The 25,446-nt window shown below is 70.9% G+C and carries 25 protein-coding genes; 8 read left to right on the top strand and 17 right to left on the bottom strand.

All coding sequences use genetic code 11. The features are described 5' to 3' along the window. Positions 1 to 71: 71 nt before the first annotated feature. The 12 genes from OHT76_RS36440 to OHT76_RS36385 form a co-directional block, all read right to left on the bottom strand. Positions 72 to 1,145, bottom strand: a complete 1,074-nt coding sequence (locus OHT76_RS36440) for a polyprenyl synthetase family protein (RefSeq protein WP_328875129.1) — start codon at positions 1,143 to 1,145, stop codon at positions 72 to 74. 62 nt (positions 1,146 to 1,207) lie between these two features. Then, positions 1,208 to 2,602: a hydroxysqualene dehydroxylase HpnE gene (gene hpnE / locus OHT76_RS36435; protein ID WP_328875128.1), complete on the bottom strand. Its 1,395-nt coding sequence runs from the start codon at positions 2,600 to 2,602 to the stop codon at positions 1,208 to 1,210. Further along, positions 2,599 to 2,739 carry a DUF6380 family protein gene (locus OHT76_RS36430; protein ID WP_328875127.1) on the bottom strand — a complete coding sequence of 47 codons (141 nt, stop codon included), beginning with the start codon at positions 2,737 to 2,739 and terminating at the stop codon, positions 2,599 to 2,601. Before OHT76_RS36430 ends, hpnE begins: the two co-directional genes overlap by 4 nt. Then, the gene (gene hpnD, locus OHT76_RS36425; RefSeq protein WP_328875126.1) at positions 2,739 to 3,689 is read right to left on the bottom strand and encodes a presqualene diphosphate synthase HpnD; all 951 of its coding nucleotides are present in this window, start codon (positions 3,687 to 3,689) and stop codon (positions 2,739 to 2,741) included. Before hpnD ends, OHT76_RS36430 begins: the two co-directional genes overlap by 1 nt. After that, entirely contained in the window at positions 3,686 to 4,573 is an 888-nt protein-coding gene (gene hpnC, locus OHT76_RS36420; RefSeq protein ID WP_443049879.1) for a squalene synthase HpnC, read from the bottom strand. Before hpnC ends, hpnD begins: the two co-directional genes overlap by 4 nt. 401 nt (positions 4,574 to 4,974) lie before the next feature. Beyond that, entirely contained in the window at positions 4,975 to 5,742 is a 768-nt protein-coding gene (locus OHT76_RS36415) for an ABC transporter ATP-binding protein (RefSeq protein ID WP_328875124.1), read from the bottom strand. After that, entirely contained in the window at positions 5,735 to 6,664 is a 930-nt protein-coding gene (locus OHT76_RS36410; protein ID WP_328875123.1) for an ABC transporter permease, read from the bottom strand. The genes OHT76_RS36415 and OHT76_RS36410 overlap by 8 nt, the downstream gene beginning before the upstream one ends. 96 nt (positions 6,665 to 6,760) lie before the next feature. Continuing rightward, positions 6,761 to 7,645, bottom strand: a complete 885-nt coding sequence (locus OHT76_RS36405; protein WP_328875122.1) for a glycosyltransferase family 2 protein — start codon at positions 7,643 to 7,645, stop codon at positions 6,761 to 6,763. Beyond that, positions 7,642 to 8,421 (bottom strand): CDP-alcohol phosphatidyltransferase family protein, encoded by a 780-nt coding sequence (locus OHT76_RS36400; protein ID WP_328875121.1) that lies wholly within the window; start codon positions 8,419 to 8,421, stop codon positions 7,642 to 7,644. The genes OHT76_RS36405 and OHT76_RS36400 overlap by 4 nt, the downstream gene beginning before the upstream one ends. Beyond that, positions 8,399 to 9,460 (bottom strand): iron-containing alcohol dehydrogenase family protein, encoded by a 1,062-nt coding sequence (locus OHT76_RS36395; protein ID WP_328875120.1) that lies wholly within the window; start codon positions 9,458 to 9,460, stop codon positions 8,399 to 8,401. Before OHT76_RS36395 ends, OHT76_RS36400 begins: the two co-directional genes overlap by 23 nt. Beyond that, the gene (locus OHT76_RS36390; protein WP_328875119.1) at positions 9,448 to 10,200 is read right to left on the bottom strand and encodes a phosphocholine cytidylyltransferase family protein; all 753 of its coding nucleotides are present in this window, start codon (positions 10,198 to 10,200) and stop codon (positions 9,448 to 9,450) included. Before OHT76_RS36390 ends, OHT76_RS36395 begins: the two co-directional genes overlap by 13 nt. Next, entirely contained in the window at positions 10,197 to 11,990 is a 1,794-nt protein-coding gene (locus OHT76_RS36385) for a DUF5941 domain-containing protein (RefSeq protein ID WP_328875118.1), read from the bottom strand. The genes OHT76_RS36390 and OHT76_RS36385 overlap by 4 nt, the downstream gene beginning before the upstream one ends. A 276-nt stretch (positions 11,991 to 12,266) precedes the next feature. Between OHT76_RS36385 and galE the strand changes: the two genes are divergently transcribed. From galE to idi, 3 genes are all read left to right on the top strand, one after another. Continuing rightward, a complete protein-coding gene (gene galE, locus OHT76_RS36380) occupies positions 12,267 to 13,232 on the top strand; it encodes a UDP-glucose 4-epimerase GalE (protein ID WP_328875117.1) in 966 nt (321 codons plus the stop codon). A gap of 134 nt (positions 13,233 to 13,366) precedes the next feature. Beyond that, positions 13,367 to 14,305: a cation diffusion facilitator family transporter gene (locus OHT76_RS36375; protein ID WP_328875116.1), complete on the top strand. Its 939-nt coding sequence runs from the start codon at positions 13,367 to 13,369 to the stop codon at positions 14,303 to 14,305. Between the two features lie 166 nt (positions 14,306 to 14,471). Beyond that, complete coding sequence (gene idi, locus OHT76_RS36370; RefSeq protein WP_328875115.1) at positions 14,472 to 15,065, top strand: isopentenyl-diphosphate Delta-isomerase; 594 nt, start codon at positions 14,472 to 14,474, stop codon at positions 15,063 to 15,065. Between the two features lie 3 nt (positions 15,066 to 15,068). Here idi and OHT76_RS36365 read toward each other — a convergent pair whose 3' ends face one another. Continuing rightward, entirely contained in the window at positions 15,069 to 15,548 is a 480-nt protein-coding gene (locus OHT76_RS36365) for an ATP-binding protein (protein WP_328876712.1), read from the bottom strand. Positions 15,549 to 15,723: 175 nt separating this feature from the next. Then, a complete protein-coding gene (locus tag OHT76_RS36360; protein ID WP_328875114.1) occupies positions 15,724 to 16,344 on the bottom strand; it encodes an HdeD family acid-resistance protein in 621 nt (206 codons plus the stop codon). Between the two features lie 113 nt (positions 16,345 to 16,457). Here OHT76_RS36360 and OHT76_RS36355 point away from each other — a divergent pair, with 113 nt between their 5' ends. After that, positions 16,458 to 17,213, top strand: coding sequence for an enoyl-CoA hydratase/isomerase family protein (locus tag OHT76_RS36355; protein WP_328875113.1), 756 nt, complete (start codon positions 16,458 to 16,460; stop codon positions 17,211 to 17,213). Here OHT76_RS36355 and OHT76_RS36350 read toward each other — a convergent pair. Then, the gene (locus tag OHT76_RS36350; protein ID WP_328875112.1) at positions 17,200 to 17,835 is read right to left on the bottom strand and encodes a DJ-1/PfpI family protein; all 636 of its coding nucleotides are present in this window, start codon (positions 17,833 to 17,835) and stop codon (positions 17,200 to 17,202) included. The genes OHT76_RS36355 and OHT76_RS36350 overlap by 14 nt on opposite strands. A gap of 10 nt (positions 17,836 to 17,845) precedes the next feature. After that, entirely contained in the window at positions 17,846 to 18,805 is a 960-nt protein-coding gene (locus tag OHT76_RS36345) for a GlxA family transcriptional regulator (RefSeq protein ID WP_328875111.1), read from the bottom strand. A 116-nt stretch (positions 18,806 to 18,921) separates the two neighbouring features. Here OHT76_RS36345 and OHT76_RS36340 point away from each other — a divergent pair, with 116 nt between their 5' ends. The 4 genes from OHT76_RS36340 (at position 18,922) to OHT76_RS36325 (ending at position 23,780) form a co-directional block, all read left to right on the top strand. Beyond that, positions 18,922 to 19,791, top strand: coding sequence for an SCO6745 family protein (locus tag OHT76_RS36340; RefSeq protein WP_328875110.1), 870 nt, complete (start codon positions 18,922 to 18,924; stop codon positions 19,789 to 19,791). Between the two features lie 78 nt (positions 19,792 to 19,869). Next, positions 19,870 to 20,001, top strand: coding sequence for an LPFR motif small protein (locus tag OHT76_RS36335; RefSeq protein WP_328875109.1), 132 nt, complete (start codon positions 19,870 to 19,872; stop codon positions 19,999 to 20,001). Between the two features lie 109 nt (positions 20,002 to 20,110). Continuing rightward, positions 20,111 to 22,468, top strand: a complete 2,358-nt coding sequence (locus tag OHT76_RS36330) for a Tex family protein (RefSeq protein WP_328875108.1) — start codon at positions 20,111 to 20,113, stop codon at positions 22,466 to 22,468. Positions 22,469 to 22,598: 130 nt separating this feature from the next. Then, positions 22,599 to 23,780 (top strand): serine hydrolase domain-containing protein, encoded by a 1,182-nt coding sequence (locus tag OHT76_RS36325; RefSeq protein WP_328875107.1) that lies wholly within the window; start codon positions 22,599 to 22,601, stop codon positions 23,778 to 23,780. Here the strand turns inward: OHT76_RS36325 and OHT76_RS36320 are convergent. Continuing rightward, positions 23,777 to 25,417, bottom strand: a complete 1,641-nt coding sequence (locus OHT76_RS36320) for an ABC-F family ATP-binding cassette domain-containing protein (RefSeq protein WP_328875106.1) — start codon at positions 25,415 to 25,417, stop codon at positions 23,777 to 23,779. The two genes, OHT76_RS36325 and OHT76_RS36320, sit on opposite strands and share 4 nt — an antisense overlap. Between the last annotated feature and the right edge of the window lie 29 nt (positions 25,418 to 25,446).

Raw genomic sequence — 25,446 nt, 5'->3', positions numbered from 1 at the left:
GCCGTCGGCCGGTGCGCATGTACCCGCGACACCGGCCGGCGACTACGCGAGGGCTATTCGACCGATAGTGATCATCTCTTTCGTACGACGACGAAGTCGGCGAGCGCCGCGAACTGGTCCCGCACCCGGTCGGGCATGTCGACGGCGTCCAGGGCTTCGATGGCGATGGTGTGCTGACGGCGTGCCTCTTGGGCGGTCCACTCGCGGCCGCCGGCCTCCTCGATGAGGGCGGCGCGGGCGGCGAACTCCTGCTCGGAGAAGTTCTCGAAGTCGCTGCTCTTGGCGTCGGCGGCGAGCAGCTTGCCGAGCTGCTCGGAGGCGGCGCCGCCCGCCGCGAGCGCGGCCACGACCGGCAGGGACTTCTTGCGCTGGCGCAGATCGCTCCAGGTCTGCTTGCCGGTGGAGACCGGGTCGCCCCAGATGCCGAGGAGGTCGTCGACGGCCTGGAAGGCGAGGCCGAGGTGGTAGCCGTACTTCTCCAGCGTGTCGGCGGTGCGGTCGTTCGCGCCGCCGAGCACGGCGCCGATGGAGCTGGCGCAGGCCAGCAGGGCGCCGGTCTTGTTGCCCTCCATCTCCAGGCACTCCTCGACGCTGACGCGGTCGCGGTGCTCGTAGGAGATGTCCTGGGCCTGTCCGTCGATCAGGGCCCGGGTGGCGGTGGTCAGCCGGCGGGTGGCGCGGCCGGCCTCGACGGTGCCGAGCTCCAGGAGCAGCTCGTTGGCGAGGGCGAACAGGGCGTCGCCGACCAGGATGGCCTGGGCGGGGCCGTGCACCTTCCACACCGTGTCGCGGTGCCGGCGCTGCTCGTCGCCGTCCATCAGGTCGTCGTGCAGGAGCGAGAAGTTGTGGACCAGTTCGACGGCCACCGCGCCGGGGATGCCGACCTCGGGCGCGGCGCCGGTCACCTCGGCGGAGAGCACGGCGAGGGCGGGGCGCACGGCCTTGCCGCCGTCCCCGGCCGTGGGCCTGCCCTGGGCGTCGATCCAGCCGAAGTGGTAGGCGGAAACGGTGTCCATGGGAGACGCCAGGCGGTCGATCGCCGCCCGCAGTACCGGTGTGGCCAGGGTCCGGCCGCGCTCCAGGAGCGCGGTCACGTCCACCGCGGTCGCTCCAGCGGCCTTCGAGGCCGGGGGCACAGTGGGCACAGTCTCTCCTCTTGTTGCGGTACCGGGGGTGCGGGGGCCTGCCGCCGGGTGCTGATCGAGCATCATGCCGCCTCCTCCACTTCGAAGAGGTGACTCGGGCGGGGCCGACCCAGGGCGCTCAGCGCGGCGTCGGCCGCGCTCACACCGCTGCGGACCGCACTCTCCATGGTCGCGGGCCACCCTGTGGCGGTCCACGCTCCGGCCAGATAGAGGCCGGGGGCCTTGGTACGGGTGCCGGGCCGCAGCCGCCCGACACCGGGGGTGGGGGCGAACGTCGCCGTGCGCTCCCGGGTCACGAAGAAGTCCTTCACCTCGGCCTTCCGGGCCAGCGGCAGCAGCCGGGCCAGCTCCGGCAGGTACTTGTCACGCAGCTGGGCCACCGGCGCGTCGATCTCGTGGTGCGCGGCCGACTGGGACAGCGCGAGGTACTGCCCCTCGCGCAGCCCGGAGGAGTCGGTCCGGTCGAACACCCACTGCACCGGAGTGCCGAGGGCGGCGAAGAAGGGGGTGCTGAGCACCGGGCGGTCGTAGACGACATGGACGTTCAGGATCGGCGCGGTGCCGATCCGAAGCAGCCGTCCGGGGTCGTCCAGGGCGCCGTCGGGCAGCAGGTCGTGGGCCTCGCTCTGCGGTACGGCGAGAACGACGGCGTCCGCCCGGAGTGTCTCGCCGGGAACCTGGACGCTCCAACGGCCGTTGTCCTCAGTGGAGATGGAGGTGACGCGTGTACGGACCTCGGTACGCACGCCCGCGGACTCGAGCGCCTTGCGGGCCAGCCGGTCGTGCAGTTCGCCCAGCGGGACATGCGCCCATCCGATGTCGGCCGCGCCCGGGTCGGACAGCAGACCGGTCTTGAACACCATCGCGGCGAGCCCCAGTGAGGAGTCCTCGGCGACCGCGTTGAGGGTGGCGATCCCGACCAGGTTCCACAGGGCCTGGACGGCACGTGGGGACTGGCCGTGCGCGGCCAGCCAGGTGCCGAAGTTCTGTGCGTCCAGGGCCGGATCGGCGAGGTCGAGCCCCATCAGCGCGAGCGCGGCACGCCCGACGGCGGCACGCTCGGTGAGGGAGAGGTGCGGGTAGGTGGCGAGGCTGCGCCCCAGATGCAGCGGCACGGGCAGCGGATCGCGCTGGATCCTGCCAAGACGCCGCCCCTCGGGCTTGGCCAGGTCGAGTACGGGCACGTCGAGACGATCCTGCAGCGGTGCGAGCGCGGTGCCCTCGATACGGTCGAGGAACCAGCGGTAGGCGGTGCAGCAGCGCAGATACACGTGCTGGCCGTTGTCGACGGTGAGGTCGCCGCGCTGGAAGGAGAAGGCGAGTCCGCCGAGGCGGGGCCGGCCCTCCAGGAGGGTCACGCGTACTCCGGCGTCGGCGAGCGCCAGCGCCGCGGTGATGCCGGCGAGTCCGCCGCCGACCACGACGGCGTCGCCTCCGGTTGTGATGCCGTCGGTCATCGTGTGCCCTCCCCCGAACGGCCGCCGCGGTGTTTGAACGATGCACGGTCGGCCGTCTCAGTCAGGGACGCCGCTTCACCGCGGAGGGTTGCCTGCCACTTTTCGCCGGTGGCATCACCTTGGACCGAATTGTCCATCAGGCTCGCCTCCTGAGGGTCCGCCGCGACACATGCCGGGTGTCCAGACCCGACAGACCGCGTACGGCGACGTACGCCTTCTCGCGTCCCGGCAGCGAGACACGCCCGCGCAACACCGCCTCCGGCTCGCGCTCGATGCGATCCAGGAGGCGGCGGTAAATACCGGCCATGGCGGCGACACAGGCGCCGCTGCGCCGGTCGAGCATCGGGAGCAGCCGGTAGCCCTCGGCGAAAAGGGCGCGGGCCCGACGCACTTCGAAGTGCACGAGGCCCGCGAAGTCGGCGCCCTCCGGGGCGGTCGGCCCGGCGAACCCGGCCGAGCAGCCGAACTTGGCGAGGTCGTCGGCGGGCAGATAGGTGCGGCCCCCCTCGGCGTCCTCGCGCACGTCCCTCAGGATGTTGGTGAGTTGCAGCGCGAGCCCGAGCGTGTCGGCATACTCCGGCGCGCGCTCGGCACCGCGCGCCCCCGGTTCGGTGCCGAACACCCCGAGCGAGAGCCGCCCGATGGCGCCCGCCACACAGCGGCAGTAGACCTTCAGGTCGTCCCAGGTCTCGTAGGTCTCTCCGCGTACGTCCATCAGCACGCCGTCGATCAGCTCGTCCAGGCCGTCGAGCGGGATCGGGAAGACCTCGGCGGCATGGGCGAGGGCGACCGCGACCGGGTCGGTGTCGTCCTCGTCGACCGCGCCGTCCCGTACCCGGGTGAGCAGCGCCCGGGTGTCCTCGAGTCTGGCGACCTTGACCTCGCCTGCCAGCGCCCCGTCACCGATGTCGTCGACACGGCGCGAGAACGCGTACAGCGCCGACATCGCACGGCGCTTCGGCGTCGGCAGCAGCCGGATGCCGTACGCGAAGTTGCGTGCCTGCTGTCCGGTGACGGCCTCGCAATAGCTGTACGCGGCGAGTACCGGTGCGGACGCGTGTGGTGCGAACTCCACGGTCCGGATCACCCCTCTCCTCGCAGAGTCACGCCCACCTCGCGCAGCAACTGCATCTTGCCGGGCTTGGGCGGGCCGGGAAGTACGTCGTATTCGGCGGCGGCGATCGCGTGGATCGCCGCCCTTCCCCCCGCCACGAACCCCGCGAGCAGCAGTCTCAGCCTGCCGTGGACGCTACCCACCAGAGGGGCGCCTTCATTCAGGAGATCGCGGGCGCGTTGTGCTTCGTATGCAACCAGTGCACGCACCGAGGCGCCCGCGGTTTTCGTGGCGAGATCCGCCTCCTGGACGTGAAAGCGCTTCATGTCCTGGGCGGGCAGGTAGATGCGGTCGCGGCCGAGGTCCTCGGCGACGTCCTGGAGGTGCTCGACGATCTGGAGGGCGGTGCAGATCGCATCGGAGCGGCGGATCCGCTCGGGGGTGGCGGTGCCGGTGACGGCGAGGACGAGATGCCCGACGGGGTTGGCGGACAGTTCGCAGTAGGCAAGCAGGTCGTCGTAGGTCTCGTAGCGGCTGACGAGCTGGTCCTGGCGGTTGGCCTCGATCAGGCCGAGAAACGGCTCGGGGGTCAGCGAGCAGCGGCGGACCGTGGGCTGCAGGCGGCGCAGCAGTGGGTGGCGCGGAGTCGACTCGAACACGCGTCTAAGGTCGGCCTCGAAGGCGTCCAGCATCAGCAGGCGGTCGTCGGCGTCCGTGGCCGAAACGCCGAGCAGCCGGGCGTCGGCGCCACCGGGGGCCAGATCGCCGTCGCCGATGTCGTCGACGAGGCGGGCGAAGCCGTAGACGGCCATGAGGTCGGTGCGCCAGGCCCGGGGCAGGAAGAACGGGGCCACGGGGAAGTTCTCGTGCGCGGCCTTCTCGAGCGTGCCGCGCTCCGCGTCACCGGCGTGCGACATGCCGGATCCCGTCACCGCGGACTGCCCGGGGCGGGGACGGCACATGCTGCGTTGAGCTGGGGAGTTTCCGTAGCCATTGCCGTCACATCTCCCGTTCTACACCGCCGACCCAATGCACACTATTTCGGACACGCCGCCCGGCCGTCCGCGCGGCTTCCCCGCAGAGGGTGTGGGGCATTATGGCCCCACTTGCCGCGATTGGGGACCGGTACAGCTTACGTTGTACAACGCACGGTGGTTCGCCGGGGTGTCCTGCGCATCACAAGAACACACCGATTGGTCCCAAGATTCCTGACGCCAGCCGAAGTTGACGTCTCCTTTGCAGACGCGGAGCCCCGCCGGAAGGGTTCCGGCGGGGCCGTGGGAAGCGGGGTGGGCCGGGTGAGCCGGTCCGGGGTGGACTACTTGCCCGTGAACTTCTCGTACTCCTTGAGGACCTCGTCGGTCGGGCCGTCCATGCGCAGCTCGCCGCGTTCCAGCCACAGCACACGGTCGCAGGTGTCTCGGATCGACTTGTTGTTGTGACTGACGAGAAACACCGTGCCGGCCTCCTTGCGCAGCTCCCGGATGCGCTGCTCGGAGCGCTTCTGGAACTTGCGGTCGCCGGTGGCCAGCGCCTCGTCGATCATCAGGACGTCGTGGTCCTTGGCGGCGGCGATGGAGAACCGGAGTCGGGCCGCCATGCCGGAGGAGTAGGTGCGCATCGGCAGGGTGATGAAGTCGCCCTTCTCGTTGATGCCGGAGAAGTCGACGATCTCCTGGTAGCGCGCCTTGATCTGCTCACGGGTCATGCCCATCGCGAGCCCGCCCAGGATGACGTTCCGCTCGCCGGTCAGGTCGTTCATCAGGGCCGCGTTCACACCCAGCAGGGAGGGCTGGCCGTCGGTGTAGACCTTGCCCTTCTCCGCCGGGAGCAGCCCTGCGATGGCGCGCAGCAGGGTGGACTTGCCGGAGCCGTTGGAGCCGATCAGGCCGATGGCCTCGCCGCGGTAGGCGGTGAAGGACACACCGCGGACGGCGTGCACCTTGCGCACACCCCGTTCCTCGCCGCGCTTGAGTATGCGGCTGAGCGCGGCGGTGGCGCTGCCCTTGCCGGTCTTGGCGCCGTTGACGCGGTAGACGATGTGCAGCTCGTCGGCGATGACGGTGGGAACTCGGGTGTCAGCCACGGCCGTACCTCTCCTCCGCCTTCCAGAAGTACACGAAGCCGCCGACGAGGAAGAGCAGGGCCCAGCCGGCCGCGGCCGCCCACACATGGTTGGGGAGCCACTCGGAGCCGTAGTCGTCGATCAGGGCGAAGCGGACCAGGTCCATGTAGATGGCCGCCGGGTTCCACTGCAGGACGTCGGCGATCCACTGGGGCTTGTCGGCGAGCATGATCGGGATGGAGTACATGACCCCGGACGCGTACATCCAGGTACGCATCACAAACGGCATCAGCTGCGCCAGGTCGGGTGTCTTGGCGCCGGCCCGGGCCATGATCAGCGCGAGTCCGGTGTTGAAGCAGAACTGCAGGCCCAGCGCCGGAACGATCAGCAGCCAGGACAGGTCCGGAATACTGCCGAAGGCGACGGTCACCGCGAACAGCACGATCATCGAGAAGAGCAGTTGCTGAAGCTGCTGCAGTGCGAAGGAGACCGGCAGCGCGGCGCGCGGGAAGTGCAGCGCGCGGACCAGGCCGAGGTTGCCGGAGATCGCGCGGACGCCCGCCATCACCGAGCTCTGCGTGAAGGTGAACACGAACACGCCCGTGACCAGGAACGGGATGTACACCTCGCGGGACATGCCCCGGTCGGCTTCCAGGATGACGCCGAAGATGAAGAAGTACACGGCCGCGTTCAGCAGCGGTGTCACCACCTGCCAGAGCTGGCCGAGCTTGGCCTGGCTGTACTGGGCGGTCAGCTTCGCCCGCGAGAAGGCGAGGATGAAGTGACGCCGGTCCCAGAGCTGGCGGACGTACTCGACGAGCGAGGGGCGGGCGCCGCTCACGCTCAGCCCGTACTTGGCGGCCAGGTCGGCCGCCGTGAGTCCCTCGTCGGGCGACGGAGGCGCGGTCACCGCGACCTGTCCGTCGTGCGTTGTCTCACTCACTAGTGGAAACTTTCGTCTTCGGGATGCGCAGCCTGTGCGGGCATGCCGTGGGCCTGAGGCCCTTGTGTGGACCTCCTGTGCGTTCAGTGAAGCTTGTCAGATCACAGGAGGACGGCCCAGCCGGGTCAGCCGCCACACCGTACGCCACTTCATGGGCCGGCGGGGGCCGCACGGGCTCGTCCAGCCTTCCCGGAAGCCGCCGAACCACGCCCTGAGCGCGGGCCGCGAGGGGCGGCGCAACAGGGTGAGCAGCAGCCAGACGCCCAGGTAGACCGGGATCAGCAGCGCGGGGAGGTTGCGGCGGGCGAGCCAGACGCGGTTGCGGGCGACCATGCGGTGGTAGACCGCGTGCCGGGAGGGAGCGGTCGTGGGGTGGTTCAGCACCATGTCGGACCGGTAGTCGATCATCCAGCCCGCGTCGAGGGCCCGCCATGCCAGGTCGGTTTCCTCGTGTGCGTAAAAGAATTCGTCCGGGAGGCTGCCGACTTCGGCGAAGACCTGGGTACGGACGGCATTGGCGCCGCCGAGGAAGGTGGTGACCCGGGAGGAGCGCATCGGGTCGGCGGCGCGCAGCCGGGGGACGTGGCGGCGCTGGGTCTCGCCGGTGTCCGGGTCGGCGATGCGGAAGCTGACGATGCCGAGCTTGGGGTCGGCGGCGAAGGCCTGCCGGCAGAGCTCTGCGGTGTCGTGCTGGGCGAGAAGTCCGTCGTCGTCGAGGAAGAGCAATATGTCGACGTCGCGGCCGCTGGGGCCGAAGGCCTCGATGCCGACGTTGCGCCCGCCGGGGATGCCGAGGTTGTCCGAGAGCTCGATCGTCCGGACGCCCTCGGGGACATCGGGCACCGGCGAGCCGTTGCCGACCACGACCACCTCGACGCGGTCGCCGTCCTGCTTGGCGACCGAGTCGAGAAGGGCTCGTAGCTCGTCGGGGCGGTTGCCCATCGTGATGATGACCGCGCCGACCTTCATCGGCGCGCTCACTTCAGCCTGCTCGACGCGAGGATGGAGACCAGGTGCAGCAGGGTCTGCAGGAGGGCGATGCCGGCCATCACCGCCACGCCGAGCCGCGTGTAGAACAGGTCGCCGCGCATCTGGTCGACGATCGCCAGCACCAGGATCAGCAGGGACGCCTCGATGCCGAGGATCAGCCGGTGGAACTTCAGCGCGGCGGCGGCCCGGCGGGCCAGCGCCATGCCGGAGGAGCGCATCTCGGCGGCGGCCTCCTTGACCGGCGGCAGCCCGCCCTGGTGCCGGGCGACACCGACCAGGTCGGTCTCGGCCTTGATCAGGATGGCGCCGAGCGCGGCCAGCGTGCCGAGGAAGGCCCACAGCCAGTCGATACGGCCGCTGCCCCACAGGTCGGCGGCGCGCAGTCCGAAGCCGACGAGCACGGCGGCGTCGGTGAGGTAGGCGCCGACGCGGTCGAGGTAGACGCCGTTGAGCGAGTACTGCTTCTTCCAGCGGGCGATCTCGCCGTCGACGCAGTCCAGCAGCAGATACAGCTGGACGCAGACCACGCCGAGCAGGGCGCCCGGGATCCCCGGCACGAGCAGTGCCGGGGCCGCGAGCACACCGAAGACGGTCATCAGGTACGTGAGCTGGTTGGGCGTCACCCTGGTGTTGACCAGGTAGCGGTCGACCCGCAGGGACACCTCACGCATGTAGAGGCGTCCCATCCAGTGCTCACCGCTGCGCCGGTCCTTCACCCCCGCGGGGTGGACGACCGGACGGAGTTCAGCTACCGATGGCCTTGACATAGTCGGCGTAGATGTCCTTGATCTGGTCGGTTTTCAGGTCGAGGTGTTCGAGGATCGTGTAGCGCCCTGGCCGGGTCTGAGGGGCGAACTCCACGGCCCGGACGAACTCGTCCGTGCTGAAGCCGATCTCCTCCGGCAGCACCGGAAGCCCGTGCCGGCGCAGCACCTCGGCCATGTAGGCCGACTCCTCGTGGGCGCCGCGCAGATACATCGCGAAGGCCGCGCCCAGTCCGCACTGCTCACCGTGGGCGGCGGCCCGCCTCGGGTAGAGCAGGTCGAACGCGTGGTTGATCTCGTGGCAGGCGCCGGAGGACGGGCGGGAGTCGCCCGACACCGACATGGCGATACCGCTGAGCACCAGCGCCTCGGCGAGCACCTGGAGGAAGTCGGTGTCCCCGATGCCCCCCGGGTGCCTCAGCACCGCCTCGCCGGCCTGCCGGGCGATGGCGGCCGCCAGACCGTCGATCTTCTCGCCCTTGACGCGGTTGGCCAGCTCCCAATCCGCGATGGCGGAGATGTTGGAGACGGCGTCCCCGATCCCGGCGCGCACGAAGCGCACCGGGGCCTCGCGGATGACGTCGAGGTCGATGACGACCGCGATGGGGTTCGGCACACCGTAGGAGCCGCGGCCCGCGTCATTGTCGAGGGTGGCGACCGGCGAGCAGAGACCGTCGTGCGCGAGGTTCGTCGGTACGGCGACCAGCGGGAGGCCGACCCGTGCCGCGGCGAACTTGGCGCAGTCGATGATCTTGCCGCCGCCGAGCCCGACGACCGCGTCGTAGTGGCCGGCCTTTATGTCGCCGGCCAGCCGCACCGCGTCGTCGAGGGTGCCGCCGCCGACCTCGTACCAGGTCGCACCGGGCAGACTCGGCTCCAGCCGCTCACGCAGCTTGGCGCCGGAGCCGCCGCTGACGGCGACGGCGAGCTTGCCGGAGTGGGAGATGCGCTGGTCGGCGAGGACACAGCCCAGGTCGTCGAGGGCACCCGGGCGGATGTCGACGACGACGGGGGAGGGAATCAGCCGGGTCAGTACTGGCACGCGATCTCCCGTCCGCGGGCGAGATCGTCGTGATTGTCGATCTCGACCCACTTGACGTCGCCGATCGGCGCCGTGTCGATCGTGAAGCCGCGGTTCACGAGCTCCTGGTAGCCGTGCTCGTAGAACTGCTGCGGGTCGGTCTCCCAGACCGTCTTCAGGGCGTCGGCCAGCTCGGGGGCGGCGTCTCCCTCGATCAGGGTGACGCCGATGTACTCGCCGGTGGCCTCGGACGGGTCCATCAGCTTGGTGATCTTCGTGACGCCCTTGGCGGGGTCCACGACGACCTTCATCTCCTCGTCCGCGAGCGACTTCACAGTGTCGAGGGCGAGGATGATCTTCTTGCCGTCACCGCGGGCGGCGAGCAGCGTCTCCTCGACGGAGACCGGGTGGACGGTGTCGCCGTTGGCGAGGATCACACCGTCCTTGAGGGCGTCACGGCCGCACCACAGGGAGTAGGCGTTGTTCCACTCCTCGGCCTTGTCGTTGTCGATGAGGGTGAGCTTGAGGCCGTACTTCTGCTCAAGGGCTTCCTTGCGCTCGTACACGGCCTCCTTGCGGTAGCCGACGATGATCGCGACCTCGGTCAGACCGATCTCGGCGAAGTTGCCGAGCGTCAGGTCCAGAACCGTCGGTTCGCCCTCTATGCCCGCGGGGCCCACCGGCACCAGAGCCTTGGGAAGGCTGTCGGTGTAGGGGCGCAGACGCCGTCCGGCGCCGGCCGCCAGCACGAGGCCGATCATGCGGGTTCTCCTTCATCGTGTACGGCAGGGGCTCCAGCGGAGACCCAGAAGCGGATGCTCTCGACGAGCACCACCAGGGCCACGGCCACGGCGAGCGCCGTGAGCGCGACCTTGAACTGTGCGGCGGTGAACAGCACGGCCAGCACCGTGACCATCAGCGTCCGGCCCTCGTGCCCCCCGATCGCCCGCACCAGCCAGTGCGGGGGCGCGCCCGCGTTGCCGCGGATGCGATAGACCGTGTCGTAGTGATGGTAGGCGACAGCGGCCACCAGGCCGAAAGCCGCAGGAAGGGCTCCGTTTACCCCGGCTTTAACTCCGAGGGCGAGCACGGTGCCGTACTCCGCGGCCCGGAAGAACGGCGGGACCAGCCAGTCGAGGGCGCCCTTGAGGGGGCGGGCGACGGCGAGGGCCGAGGTCGCCGCATAGAAGAGGGCGGCGACGACGGGCCACGGTCCGCCGAAGTCGGTGAGTGCGGCGGTGGCGACGACCGCGAGACCGCCGAGCAGGGCCACGGCGGGGGCGGTGAAGCCCGGCAGCCTCCGCGCGGGGTTCTTGAACGCCTCGGCGAGGCCCTGAGCCAGCGGGCCGGAGTCGGCGAGGTCGGCCAGCGCCTGCGCGGCCCGGTCCGTGCGGTTTGCCTTGCGGGTCAGGGAGCGCAGCACGCGGCCCGCCGTGGTGTACGTGGCGGCGAAGGCACATCCGATGAGCAGGGCGTAGAAGGTGATCCGCGGTGTGGTGAGCGCGGTCAGGACGGCGATCATCGCCCAGCGCTCGCCGATGGGGAGCACGATCATGCGGCGCACCCAGACCGTCCAGCCGACGCTGTCGAGCTTGTCGGAGAGGGCGGCGGTGGGGCTGGTGTTGGCGGTGGCGTCGTGGTTCGCCTCGTTGAAGGAGAAGTCCACGACATGGCGGCAGGTCTGCAGGACCATCGCGCCGAGGGCGAGCGCCCATACGTCGTCGCCACCCCGGGCGGCTCCGAGGGCGAGGCCCGCGTAGTAGGCGTACTCCTTGGCCCGGTCGAAGGTGGCGTCCAGCCAGGCGCCGAGGGTGGAGTACTGCAGCGAGTAGCGGGCGAGCTGGCCGTCGGTGCAGTCCAGCACGAAGGAGAAGAGCAGCAGCACACCGGCAGCGACGAAGCCTCCGCGGGTGCCGGTGGCCGCGCAGGCCGCTGCTATGAGCGCGGTGAGCAGGGAGGCGGTGGTGACCTGGTTCGGGGTCAGGCCCCGGCGGGCGCACCAGCGCGCGAGGTAGCGGGAGTAGGGGCTGATGCAGTAGGTGGTGAAGAAGCCGTCCCGGGCCTTCACGGCCGACTTCAGGCGTACGGCCTCGTCGTCGACAGCGGCGACGGACTGCCGCGCCTCGTTGCGGGCCTGGGGGTCGGCGGGGACCTCCGCGACAAGGCTGCCGAGTTCGGGGCGGTGCACCTCGGCATCGAGCGCCTCGACCAGGCGGTCGGCGAGGCTGTCCACGAGGGTGGTGCCGCCGGCGGAGTTCTCGCGGGCCAGTGCGCGGGTCAGGGCCTGGCGGGCGGCGGGCTGGGCCGTCACGGCACCGGGGATCGCGGCGAGCGGGAAGCGGGGGTCGGTCAGGCCGAGGCGCAGCGCGTGCACATGGCCGACGAAGCGGGCGTCGACCACGGCGACCCGCTCCTGGCCCGGCACCCGGGCCAGCAGCGTCTCGGCCTCCGCGGCGTCGGCGGCGGTCCGGACATCGAAGCCGAGGGAGCGCAGATCGCCCTCGATCGACGATCCGGGGACCGGCTGGCCGGTGAGGATGGCGGTCGACAACCGAACTCACTCCCTGGGTGCCGACGCGCGGGCGCCGGTCATTGACATGGTGGGGCGCCCCTGGTCCGTGACACCCGGGCGGCATGTCGGCAGAGGCTATCGGATACCGGGAACGTGGCGTTCACCGCCCGTTTCACGGCCCGATCGACGTGGTTCGCACACGCCTTGCCGCGATCATCATCGGGGAAACGGGGCCCGGCCCACAAACTGCGCTTCCAGAGCGGACATTTGCCGCATTTTCTACGGTCGCGGGGGCTGAGCATAGGGTGGGCGACCATGACATGGCTGATCACAGGCGGGGCGGGGTACATCGGGGCACACGTGGCGCGGGCCATGACCGAGGCCGGTGAGCGCGTGCTGGCGCTGGACGACCTCTCGGCCGGGGTGCCCGCGCGGCTGCCCACCGGGGTGCCGCTGATCCAGGGCTCCTCCCTCGACGGCGACCTGCTCAAGCGGGTGCTGGCGGAGCACGAGGTGACGGGTGTGGTGCATCTCGCCGCACGCAAGCAGGTCGCCGAGTCCGTGGCGCAGCCCACCCGCTACTACCGGGAGAACGTGGGCGGTCTGGTCACGCTCCTGGACGCGGTGGCCGAGGCCGGCGTCCGGCGGTTCGTCTTCTCCTCCTCGGCCGCCGTCTACGGCAACCCGGATGTGGACCTCATCACGGAGGACACCCCGTGCGCGCCGGTGAATCCGTACGGCGAGACAAAACTCACCGGCGAGTGGCTGGTCCGGGCCGCCGGACAGGCACACGGAATCTCCACGGTCTGTCTGCGGTATTTCAACGTGGCCGGAGCCGCCGCGCCCGAACTCGCCGACACCGGCGTCTTCAACATCGTGCCCATGGTCTTCGACCGGCTGACCCGGGGCGAGGCCCCCCGGATCTTCGGCGACGACTACCCGACGCCGGACGGCACCTGTGTCCGTGACTACATCCATGTCGCCGACCTCGCCGAGGCCCATCTCACCGCCGCCCGCCGGCTCGCCGACCCGAGCGGCGATCTGACGGTCAACATCGGCCGCGGCGAGGGTGTTTCAGTGCGCGAGCTGATCGATGTCATCGGCGAGGTCACCGGCGACGCCCGGCCGCCGGTGATGGAGGGCCGCCGCCCCGGGGACGCGCCGCGGGCCGTCGCCTCGGCCGCGCGAGCCGCCGAGGAGCTCGGCTGGACCGCCTCCCGCTCAGTGCGCGAGATGGTCGACTCGGCCTGGCGCGGATGGCTGCTGCACCACGGGGGATGATCGCGCAGCGCCCTGACCTGCGCATCGTTTCTGCAGGTCAGGGCATATGACAACGGTGTTCAGTGCCGCGTTGCCCGATACCCCCCACCCGTAGTTCACTGTGATCCGGAAGCGATGACAGGAGGCGGCTTTCCATGGGGGCTGGGCACGACCACGGACATGCGCACGGCGGTCACGCCGGCGGTACGGCGACCTCGGCGTACCGCGGCAGGCTGCGCATCGCGCTGTCGATCACGCTCACCGTGATGGTGGTGGAGATCATCGGCGGTGTGGTCGCCGACTCGCTCGCGCTGGTCGCGGACGCCGCGCACATGGCGACCGACGCGGTGGGGCTCGCGATGGCGCTGCTGGCGATCCACTTCGCGAGCCGCCCGGCGACCGGCAACCGCACTTTCGGGTACGCCCGCGCCGAGATCCTCGCCGCGCTCGCCAACTGTCTCCTGCTGCTCGGCGTCGGCAGCTACGTCCTGTACGAGGCGATCCAGCGGTTCATCACGCCGGCCGACACCGAGGGCGGGCTGACCATTGTGTTCGGCGCGATCGGTCTGATCGCGAACATGATCTCGCTCGCGGTGCTGATGCGCGGCCAGAAGGAGAGCCTGAACGTACGCGGGGCGTTCCTGGAGGTGGCCGCGGACGCGCTGGGCTCAGTGGCGGTGCTGATCTCCGCGGTGGTGATCCTGACGACCGGCTGGCAGGCGGCCGACCCGATCGCCTCGCTCGTCATCGGCCTGATGATCGTGCCCCGCACCGTCAAGCTGCTCCGCGAGACCCTCGACGTCCTGCTGGAGGCGGCCCCCAAGGGCGTCGACATGACCGAGGTGCGCGCCCACATACTTGCCCTGGACGGCGTCGAGGACGTCCACGACCTGCATGCCTGGACCATCACCTCCGGTATGCCGGTGCTCTCCGCGCATGTGGTCGTCAGCTCCGAGGCGCTCAGCGCGATCGGGCACGAGAAGATGCTCCACGAGCTCCAGGGCTGCCTCGGCGACCACTTCGACGTGGAGCACTGCACCTTCCAGCTGGAGCCCTCCGGGCACGCCGAACACGAGGCGAAGCTCTGCCACTGAAATGGGTCCGCGACGGAGCGCAGCGGTCCGGCGCGCGACGGCGTCTTCACTCCCACAGCGGGGCGCCGCCAGGGTTCCGCCTTCGCCGCGCCGGGCACGATCAACTGCCGGGAGTGCCGGATTCGTGCGGCACACTTGGGGCGCACAACCGATGTGAAGGATGGGTATGCCGATCACACCTGCCGCCGCGACGCACACTCCGTCGAACGGCTCCGCAGACGAGATTTTGCTCGAACTGGTCGACGAGAACGGTGTGACGATCGGCACCGCGGAAAAGCTCGCCGCCCACCAGCCGCCGGGGCAGCTGCACCGCGCCTTCTCCGTCTTCCTCTTCGACGAGCGGGGCCGGCTGCTGCTCCAGCAGCGGGCGCTGGGCAAGTACCACTCCCCCGGTGTGTGGTCCAACACCTGCTGCGGCCACCCCTACCCCGGTGAGGCGCCCTTCGCGGCGGCGGCCCGGCGGACGTACGAGGAGCTCGGGGTCTCGCCGTCGCTGATGGCCCAGGCGGGCACGGTCCGCTACAACCACCCGGACCCGGACTCGGGCCTGGTGGAGCAGGAGTACAACCACCTCTTCGTGGGCCTGGTGCAGTCCCCGCTGCGCCCGGACCCGGAGGAGGTCGGCGACACCGCGTTCGTCACGCCCGAGGAACTGGCGGAGCGGCACGCTAAGGACACCTTCTCGTCCTGGTTCATGACCGTGCTGGACGCGGCCCGCCCCGCGGTGCGCGAGCTGACGGGCCCGACCGCCGGCTGGTGAGCGCTACGGCACCACGTGCGCGGGCTTGAGCGGCAGGGCGGCCCAGATCACCTTGCCGCCGCTCGCGGTGTGCTCGACATCGCAGGCGCCGCCCGCCTCCCGGGTGACCTCCCGCACCAGCAGCAGCCCGCGCCCGCCGGTCTGGCCGTGGTCGGCCTCCAGGGCGGTCGGGCGGTAGGGGTGGTTGTCCTCCACGGACACCCGCACCCACTCGGCACCGACGGCGACCTCCACGGCGAGCATCGGCGACAGCAGCGCCGCGTGCCGGACGGCGTTCGTGACCAGCTCCGAGACGATCAGCAGCAGGGCGTGCACCTGATCGTCCGTCAGCGGCACCCCCTGTCGGTACAGCAGATCCCGTACGGCGTGCCGCGCCTGCGGGACGGACGCGTCGACGGCCGAGGCGGTGAACCGCCACACACCCTCGTAGGGCAGTGGGTCGCCTGTTGGGCGTGGGGCGGGCCCGCGCCCGTGGTTCTCCATCGTCCGGTCGCCACCCTTGCGCTCGATTGTCACCACGAGTCGAGTGTTGGTAACGCGCCGCTCCGGTCCATGGAACTGAACACAAGTCAGCTATTTTCGAGCACTTTCTGATCGATGACGCATGACATGGTCATGTGCGGGACCGGTCCTGTCCCACCTGTGCCGACTTTACGAACTATTCGGGTTGTACGGGTTTGGTGGTGTCGGGTACGGAGGCCGCGGCGGCCTTGGTCTCGGCGCCCATCGCGTCGGAGACCATGCCCACCACGCGCCGCCCGCCGTAGCCCGTCGCGATCAGTCCGAGCCCGTCGAAGAGCAGCGCGAGCGCGATGAAGGTGCCGATGACGTACTTGCTGTCGCTCGGCCAGGAGGCCAGCACCAGGATGCCCAGCAGCAGGTCGAAGGTGCCCTGGAGCAGTGTCCAGCCGAACTGGGGGCCGCGTACGACCGCACTGCCGACCAGCCGGAACACCCCGCCGGTGAGGAACAGCAGCGCGGCGAACATGGTCAGCGCCTCGGCCGTCGCCTCGGGCTTGGCGATGATCACCACACCGGCCGCGATGTTCAGCGCCGCGACCACCACACCGAGCCAGAAGAAGTTGGTCCCGCGCGCCTGGATCGCGTGCAGCAGGCCGACGGCACCGCCGATCAGCAGGAGCCAGCCGAACAGCAGCATCGAGGTGAGGGTGGCGGCCGCGGTGTAGATCAGGCCGACGAGCCCGGCGAGGACGAGCAGCACGCCGAGCGCGGCGAGCCAGCCGAAACCGCGGCGCAGCTGCTGGGTGGAGTCGGCCATCAGCGCCTCCTCGATCGATCCTGCTTCTCCGGGTCCCCTGTGCAGCCTGTGCCGTAACTCTCGGCGCCGCCCTTCCTGATCGGCCGTCCGGCGGGCCGGATAGCATCCGGCGCATGGAGCCGCAGCTGCTGCACAGCGTCACCGACTCGGTGGCCACCGTCGTCATCCACCACCCCGAGAAGCGCAACGCGATGACGTCGGCGATGTGGGCCGCGCTGCCGCCGCTGCTCGGCACGCTGGCCGCCGATCCGCAGGTGCGGGCGCTGGTGCTGACCGGGGCGGGCGGCACTTTCTGCGCGGGGGCGGACATCGGCGCGCTCCAGGACACGCCCGAGGAGGCGCAGGGCCTCGCCAAGCGCGCCGAGGACGCGCTCGGGGCATTCCCCAAGCCGACGCTGGCCGCCGTGCGCGGGCACTGTGTGGGCGGCGGGACTCAGCTCGCGGCGGCCTGCGATCTGCGGTTCGCCGAGGAGGGCGCGCTGTTCGGGGTGACCCCGGCGAAGCTGGGCATCGTGTACCCGGCCTCCTCCACCCGGCGGCTGGTGGCGCTGACGGGCCCGGCCGCCGCCAAGTACCTGCTGTTCTCGGGCGAGTTGATCGACTCCGCGCGGGCGCTGCGCACGGGTCTGGTCGACGAGGTGCTGCCCGCGGGCGAACTGGGCAAGCGGGTGGCGGAGTTCACCCGGATCCTGGTCGGCCGCTCACAGCTGACCCAGGCGGCGGCCAAGGAGTTCGCGAACGGCCGCCTCGACCGCGACGCCCACTGGAGCGAGCAGGCGCGCGGCAGTGACGACCTCGCGGAGGGCGTCGCCGCGTTCCTTCAGCGTCGGAAGCCGCACTTCACCTGGAGCGTTCCTACGTCAGGATGAAGCGGCTCTTCGTGCGGAACTCCGCGACGAGGTGCGCGGGCGCCTTCTCGGGGGAGCCTGCGTCGTAGGGCGGCTGCGGGTCGTACTCCGTCAACAGCTGTACGGCCTGGGCGTGTTCGTCGCCCGCGATGCGCCCGAGGAGCGTCAGACCCATGTCGATGCCGGAGGAGACGCCGGCCGCGGTGACGTACTTGCCGTCCGTGACCACCCGCTCCCCCGTGGGCTCGGCACCGAACTGCTTCAGGAAGTCCAGGGCCAGCCAGTGCGATGTCGCCCGGCGCCCCTTCAGGAGCCCCGCAGCGGCCAGCAGCAGGGAGCCGGTGCACACGGACGTCGTCCAGATGCTGGTGGCGTCGGCGGCGCGCAGCCAGTCCAGGAGCGCCGCGTTCTCCATCTGCGGGGTCTGGCCGGGGCCGCCCGGCACAATCACGATGTCCGGGCTCGGCACCTCGGCCAGGGTCCGGTCGGCGGTGAGCGCGAGGTTTCCGGTGTCGGTGCGGACGGGTCCGGTCCGCTCGGCCACGAACACGGTCTCCGCGTCCGGGAGGCGGCCAAGGGTCTCGTAGGGGCCCACGGCGTCGAGGGCGGTGAAGCGGTCGAAGAGGACGATGGCGATCTGCATCGAGGGCCTTTCAGATGGACGGGGCTGGGTGGAAGCGGCGGCGGTACTCCGCCGGGGCCGTGCCGAGGGCTTTCAGGAAGGCTCGGCGCATGGCCTCGGGGGTGCCGTAGCCGCTGGCGCGGGAGATCTCCTCGACGCCCCCGGCGGTGTCCTCCAGGAGACGGCGGGCGTGTTCCAGGCGGACTTGGTCGACATAGCGGCCGGGAGTCGTGCCGGTCTCGGCGCGGAAGGCCCGGGCGAAGTGGCGCGGGGAGAGTCCCGCGCGGGCGGCGAGCGACTCGACGCCGAGGTCCTCGGCCGGGTGCTCGGTGATCCACTGCTGAACGTCCCGGAGCGGTTCGCGCAGGGCCGTCTGGGCGGCTAGCTGCGCGCTGAACTGGGCCTGGTTGCCCGGTCGGCGCAGAAAGACGACCAGGTAGCGGGCGATGGTCAGGGCGGTGTCCCGGCCCAGGTCCTCCTCGACCAGGGCCAGCGCGAGGTCGATGCCGGCGGTGACACCGGCGGAGGTGGAGACATGGCCGTCGCGGACGTAGATGGGATCGGGGTCGACCCGGACGGCCGGGTGGTCGCGGGCGAGCTTGGCGCAGTACGCCCAGTGGGTCGTCACCCGGCGGCCGTCCAGGAGACCCGCCTCGGCGAGCAGGATCGCTCCGGTGCAGACGGAGACGAGGCGCTCGGCGCGCGGTCCGTGAGCGCGCAGCCAGGCGGCCAGCCCCGGGTCCGGGCCGCGGGTGCCCTGGCCGCCCGGGACGAGGAGGGTGTGCGGGGCGGGTGCGTCGGCGAGGGATGTGTCCGGTACGAGGGTCAGGCCGCTGGAGGTTCGGACGGGGGCGCCGTCCAGGGAGGCCGTGCGGAGGCGGTAGCTGCCCGGCGCCTGGTTCTCCGCGCCCGTGAAGACCTCCAGCGGGCCGGTGACATCGAGGCTCTGCACACCGTCGAAGAGGACCAGGAGAACCGTTCGCTGCGCCATGCCCACGATTCTTGGCGGGCGCGCTCATGGCCGCAATGACGAGTTCCCCACCTTTTCTGCCACCTCCCTGCACCCTTCTGGACCTGGGATACCAAGCGGTCGGTAACCTGCCCGGCATGACTACAGCCGCCCTGGACCCGCGCGCGGGCCGCCGCTGCCACAACGCGCTCAACACGCTGCACTCCATGCACTACTTCGCGCCCGAACTCGGCAAGGAAGCGGGCGCGCTGGGGATCACCCACCCCAAGGCCGTGAACTTCGCGGTGCGGTCCGCCGCCCTCGGCGCCGTCGGGCCCGGCACGGTCACGGCCACCTTCTACAACTACAAGTACGAGGCCGTGGCCCGGCATGTCCCCGCCGTGTGGCAGACCGCCACGCCGGAGCAGGTGCTCGCGGCACGCGCGCGTGCCGTCGACGCCATGCTGCGGCGGCTGCTGGGCGAGGAGGTCATCGCCTCCGCCGAGCTGGCCGAGGCCGCGGAACTGGCGCTGCGGGCCACCGAGGCGTGCGCGCGCCACGCGCGGCCGCTGTACGCCGCCCACGCGGACCTGCCGGTTCCCGAGGAGCCGCACCTGGCGTACTTCCACGCCGCCACGCTGCTGCGCGAACACCGGGGCGACGGGCACCTCGCCGCGCTGATGTCCGCTGAACTGGACGGCCTGGAGGCGCTGGTGACGCACACCGCGACCGGCCGGGGCTTCACCCCGAGGTGGCAGCTCGTCACCCGTGGCTGGAACCAGGAGGAGTGGGACGCGGCCTGCGCCCGGCTGCGCGAGCGCGGCCTGCTGGACGACTCGGGCGAACTGACCGAACAGGGCATCGCCCTGCGCGACGAGATCGAACGAGAGACCGACCGCCTGGACCGCGCGCCCTATGAGCACCTGGGCGCGGAAGGCGTGGCCCGGCTGACGGAACTCGGCTCGGGCTTCGTCCGTACGGCACTGGCCGCGGGCGCGTTCCCCGCGGATCTGATCGGCAAGGCCTGATCGTCCGCGCATGCCGGAGTACGGGCGAGGTACCCGGTGCTCACCGGCCGACCTGGCCGGAGAGGAAAGGGGACGCTCGTGTTCCGTGCCATTGCAGACGTTCTGCGACAGATCGGCTCGGCCGTGGCGACCGTCGTGACGCTGCCGTTCCGGGCGCTCGCCCGGCTCTTCAGCGGCGCGTCCGGCGGCGCGCGACGGCGCAGGGCCTGACTCGGACCCGCCCTGATCCCCGGCTGTCGGTGTCACCTGCCACAATTGCCGCGCAACCTCAGTGAGAAGGCGGTACGGGATCGTGACGACACCCGGGTCCAGCGGATCCATGGCAACAGGGTCCATCGAAGGCAGGATCGCCGAGGAACTCGGCGTACGGGAGCGGCAGGTGAAGGCTGCCGTCGAGCTGCTCGACGGCGGTTCGACGGTGCCCTTCATCGCCCGCTACCGCAAGGAAGCGACCGAGATGCTCGACGATGCGCAGCTGCGCACGATCGAGGAGCGGCTGCGCTATCTGCGGGAGCTGGAGGAGCGGCGGACGGCGATCCTGGAGTCGGTGCGCGAGCAGGGCAAGCTCACCGACGAGCTGGAGGCTCGGATCCGGGGCGCCGAGACCAAGGCGCGCCTGGAGGACATTTATCTGCCGTACAAGCCGAAGCGGCGGACCAAGGCGCAGATCGCGCGCGAGGCGGGCCTCGAGCCGCTCGCCGAGGGGCTGCTCGCCGATCCGGGCGTGGAACCGCTGGCCGCGGCCGCCGCGTTCGTCGACGCCGACAAGGGCGTGGCCGATCCGCAGGCCGCCCTCGACGGCGCCCGGGCGATCCTCACCGAGCGGTTCTCGGAGGACGCCGACCTGATCGGCGAGCTGCGTGAGCGCATGTGGGTGCGCGGGCGGCTGGCCGCCAAGGTGCGCGAGGGCAAGGAGGAGGCGGGCGCCAAGTTCGCGGACTACTTCGACTTCGCCGAGCCGTTCACCGCGCTCCCCTCGCACCGGATCCTCGCCATGCTGCGCGGCGAGAAGGAGGAGGTCCTCGACCTCAATCTCGAGCCGGAGGAGCCGACGGAGGGGCCGTCCTCGTACGAGGGCATCGTCGCCTCGAAGTTCCGGATCACCGACCGCGGCCGCCCGGCCGACAAGTGGCTGAAGGACACCGTCCGCTGGGCCTGGCGGACCCGGATCCTGGTGCATCTCGGCATCGACCTCAGGCTGCGGCTGCGTACGGCCGCCGAGGACGAGGCGGTCAATGTCTTCGCGGCGAACCTGCGGGACCTGCTGCTCGCCGCGCCGGCCGGCACGCGCGCGACGCTGGGCCTGGACCCCGGATTCCGTACGGGCGTGAAGGTCGCCGTGATCGACGCGACCGGCAAGGTCGTCGCGACCGATGTCATCTACCCGCATGTCCCGGCCAACAAGTGGGACGAGGCCATCGCCAAGCTGGCCCGGCTCGCCAAGGAGCACGCGGTCGAGCTGATCGCGATCGGCAACGGCACCGCCTCCCGGGAGACCGACAAGCTCGCCGGTGAACTCATCACCAAGCACCCGGAGTTGAAGCTCACCAAGGTGATGGTGTCCGAGGCGGGCGCCTCCGTGTACTCGGCCTCCGCGTTCGCCTCGCAGGAGCTGCCCGACATGGACGTGTCGCTGCGCGGCGCCGTCTCCATCGCGCGCCGGCTCCAGGACCCCCTCGCCGAGCTGGTGAAGATCGACCCGAAGTCGATCGGCGTCGGCCAGTACCAGCACGACCTGTCCGAGGTGAAGCTGTCGCGGTCGCTGGACGCGGTGGTGGAGGACTGTGTGAACGGCGTCGGCGTCGACGTGAACACCGCGTCCGCCCCGCTGCTCTCCCGCGTCTCCGGCATCACCTCCGGACTCGCCGAGAACATCGTGGCGCACCGCGACTCCAACGGTCCGTTCAAGTCCCGCTCCGAGCTGAAGAAGGTCGCCCGGCTCGGCCCGAAGGCGTACGAGCAGTGCGCGGGCTTCCTGCGGATCCGGGGCGGCGACGACCCGCTGGACGCCTCCAGCGTGCACCCGGAGGCCTACCCGGTGGTCCGGCGGATGGTGAAGACCTCCGGCCAGGAAGTGGCGTCCCTCATCGGGAACACCGGTGTACTGCGGTCGCTGAAGCCGCAGGAGTTCGTGGACGAGACGTTCGGTCTGCCGACCGTCACCGACATCCTCAAGGAGCTGGAGAAGCCCGGGCGCGACCCGCGACCCGCCTTCAAGACGGCCACCTTCAAGGAGGGCGTCGAGAAGATCTCCGATCTGTCGTCCGGGATGGTCCTGGAGGGCGTCGTGACGAACGTGGCGGCGTTCGGGGCGTTCATCGACGTCGGTGTCCACCAGGACGGTCTCGCGCACGTCTCCGCGCTGTCGAAGACGTTCGTCAAGGATCCGCGGGACGTCGTCAAGCCGGGTGACATCGTCAAGGTGAAGGTCCTCGACGTCGACATCCCGCGCAAGCGGATCTCGCTGACGCTGCGGCTGGACGACGAGGCCGCCCCGCAGGGCCCGTCCGGCGGCGGCGAGCGCCGTCAGCAGCGCGGCGGGCGTCCGCCGCAGCAGCGGCAGGGGCGTGGCGGCGGTGGCGGCGGCTCGCGCCAGGCGGCGCCGCCCGCGAACAGCGCGATGGCCGACGCGCTGCGCCGTGCGGGACTGCTGGACCCGAAGAAGGGCAAGCGCTGACGGACGGCCCAACCGGCCTCCCCGCCACGACGGGGAGGCCGGTTGGGCCGTGTGCAGCAACACGAGCGGCCCTCGGGCGCGCGGGGCATCAGGCTGGACCGCGACCAGCCAGCACCTCCCGGGAGTGCCCATGCCGATCCGCCGCCGTGTCCTGTGCCGACCCCGTCTGGGTACGGTCTCCCTCGTCGCGGTCTGTCTGACCACGCTGTCCCCCGCCGCCGCGGGCGCCGCCACGCATCCAAAGCCGGACACCGACCCCGCTCTCCAACGCCAGTTGGAAGCCCTGGTCCGCAGTCCCGGCGGTCCGCCCGGTGTCATCGCCGTGCTGAAGGACGGCCGCAAGACCCAGGTCGTGACGGCCGGAGTCGCCGACCTTGAAACCGGGCGCAAGCTCAGGCCGCACGACCACATGCGCATCGCCAGCGCGGCCAAGGCCTTCAGCGGAGCGGTGGCGCTGTCCCTCGTCCGCCTCGGCGACCTGAGCCTGGACGACACCCTGGGCGAGCGGCTGCCGAACCTGCCGGACGCCTGGGGCGCCGTAACGCTGCGCCAACTGCTGAACCACACCAGCGGCCTGCCCGACTACTCCGAGTCGCGGGAGTTCCGGGAGACCCTGCTCGCCAACCCCAGGCACCGCTTCGACTCGCGCAAGCTGCTCAACTACGTGGTCAACCGCTCCCTGCGCTTCCCGGCGGGCACCCGGTACCAGTACTCCAACTCCGACAACATCGCCGTGGCCCTGATGGCCGAGGCGGCCACCGGCGCCCGGTACGAGCGGCTGCTGGAGGAGCTGGTGTACCGGCCGCTGGGCCTGGACCGCACCAGCCTGCCGCAGGGCTATCAGATGCCGGAGCCCTATCTGCACGGCTACGACGTGTCCCCTCCCGAGCCGCCGGAGGACGTGAGCGAGCTCATCGGCATGTCCGGCGTCTGGGCCTCGGGCGGCATCGTCTCCACCCCCGCCGACATGACCCGTTTCATCCGCGGCTACGCCGGGGGCGAGCTCTACGGCGACGACGTCGTCCAGCAGCAGCGCGACTGGATCGAGGGCGCCTCCCAGCCCGCCGGTCCCGGCCGGAACAAGGCGGGGCTCGGCATCTTCCGGTACACGACCCGCTGCGGTGTGGTCCTGGGCCACACCGGCAACACGGCCGGCTACACCCAGCTGGTCGCGGCGACCCCGGACGGGCGCAAGTCCCTGACCTTCTCCACCACGACACAGATCAACCAGGCCCTCAAGCCCGATCTCCTGCGCCAACTGCGTGCCGTCCAGGAGAACTTCGTCTGCGCCCTGCTGAAGGGCAAGAGCTAGCGCTCGGTCACCTTGCCGTCGGCGACCTCCAGGCGCCGGGTGACATGCACCGCGTCCAGCATGCGCCGGTCGTGGGTCACCAGGAGCAGCGTGCCCTCGTAGGAGTCGAGCGCCGACTCCAGCTGTTCGATGGCCGGGAGGTCGAGGTGGTTCGTCGGCTCGTCGAGGACGAGCAGGTTGACGCCCCGGCCCTGGAGCAGGGCCAGGGCGGCCCTCGTACGCTCGCCGGGTGAGAGCGTGGCCGCCGGGCGCAGCACATGGTCCGACTTCAGACCGAACTTGGCCAGGAGGGTGCGCACCTCGACCGGTTCCGTGTCCGGGACCGCGGCCGAGAAGGCGTCCAGCAGTGCCTCCTCGCCGTGGAAGAGCTTGCGGGCCTGGTCGACCTCGCCGATCAGCACGCCAGAGCCGAGCGTCGACTGTCCCGCGGTGAGGGGGATACGGCCGAGCAGGGCCCCGAGCAGGGTCGACTTGCCCGCGCCATTGGCGCCGGTGACCGCCACCCGGTCCGCCCAGTCGATCTGGAGGGAGACCGGGCCGAGGGTGAAGTCGCCTCGGCGGACCTCCGCGTCGCGCAGGGTCGCGACAACCGCTCCCGAGCGCGGGGCCGAGGCGATCTCCATGCGCAGATCCCACTCCTTGCGCGGCTCCTCGACTACATCAAGGCGTTCGATCATGCGCTGGGTCTGGCGGGCCTTGGCGGCCTGCTTCTCGCTGGCCTCGCTGCGGAACTTGCGGCCGATCTTGTCGTTGTCGTTGCCCGACTTACGGCGCGCGTTCTTTACGCCTTTGTCCATCCAGGAGCGCTGCATCTGGGCGCGGTCCTGGAGGGCGGACTTCTTGTCGGCGTACTCCTCGTAGTCCTCGCGTGCGTGTCGGCGGGCGACGTCGCGCTCCTCCAGGTAAGCCGCGTAGCCGCCGCCGTAGAGGTTGATCTGCTGCTGGGCGAGGTCGAGTTCGAGGACCTTGGTGACCGTGCGGGTGAGGAACTCGCGGTCGTGGCTGACGACGACGGTGCCGGCGCGCAGGCCGCTCACGAAGCGCTCCAGGCGCTCCAGGCCGTCCAGGTCGAGATCGTTGGTGGGCTCGTCGAGGAGGAAGACGTCGTAGCGGGACAGGAGCAGTGAGGCGAGACCGGCCCGCGCCGCCTGGCCGCCCGAGAGGGAGGTCATCGGCTGGTCCAGGTCCACGGCCAGGCCCAGGGAGTCGGCGATCTCCTCGGCGCGCTCGTCGAGGTCGGCGCCGCCCAGGTCCAGCCAGCGCTCCAGGCTCGTCGCATAGGCGTCGTCGGCGCCGGGCGCCCCGTCGACCAGGGCCTGGGTGGCCTCGTCCATGGTGCGCTGGGCCTCGGCGACGCCGGTGCGCCGGGCGAGGAACTCGCGGACGGTCTCGCCGGGCCGCCGCTCCGGCTCCTGCGGGAGGTGGCCGATGGTCGCGGTCGGCGGGGAGAGGCGCAGCTCGCCCTCCTCCGGCGCGAGCAGGCCGGCGAGCATCCTGAGCAGCGTGGACTTTCCGGCACCGTTGGCGCCGACCAGGCCGATCACATCTCCGGGCGCGACGACGAGGTCGAGCCCGCTGAACAGGGCGCGGTCGCCGTGGCCGGCGGCGAGGTTCTTCACGACGAGGGTGGCAGTCATCAGGCCCCGATCCTAATGGCCCCGGCCCG

Origin of the sequence: Streptomyces sp. NBC_00287, from assembly GCF_036173105.1 — a bacterium.
GTDB lineage: Bacteria > Actinomycetota > Actinomycetes > Streptomycetales > Streptomycetaceae > Streptomyces.
This window is presented reverse-complemented; position numbering and strand designations above follow the sequence as displayed.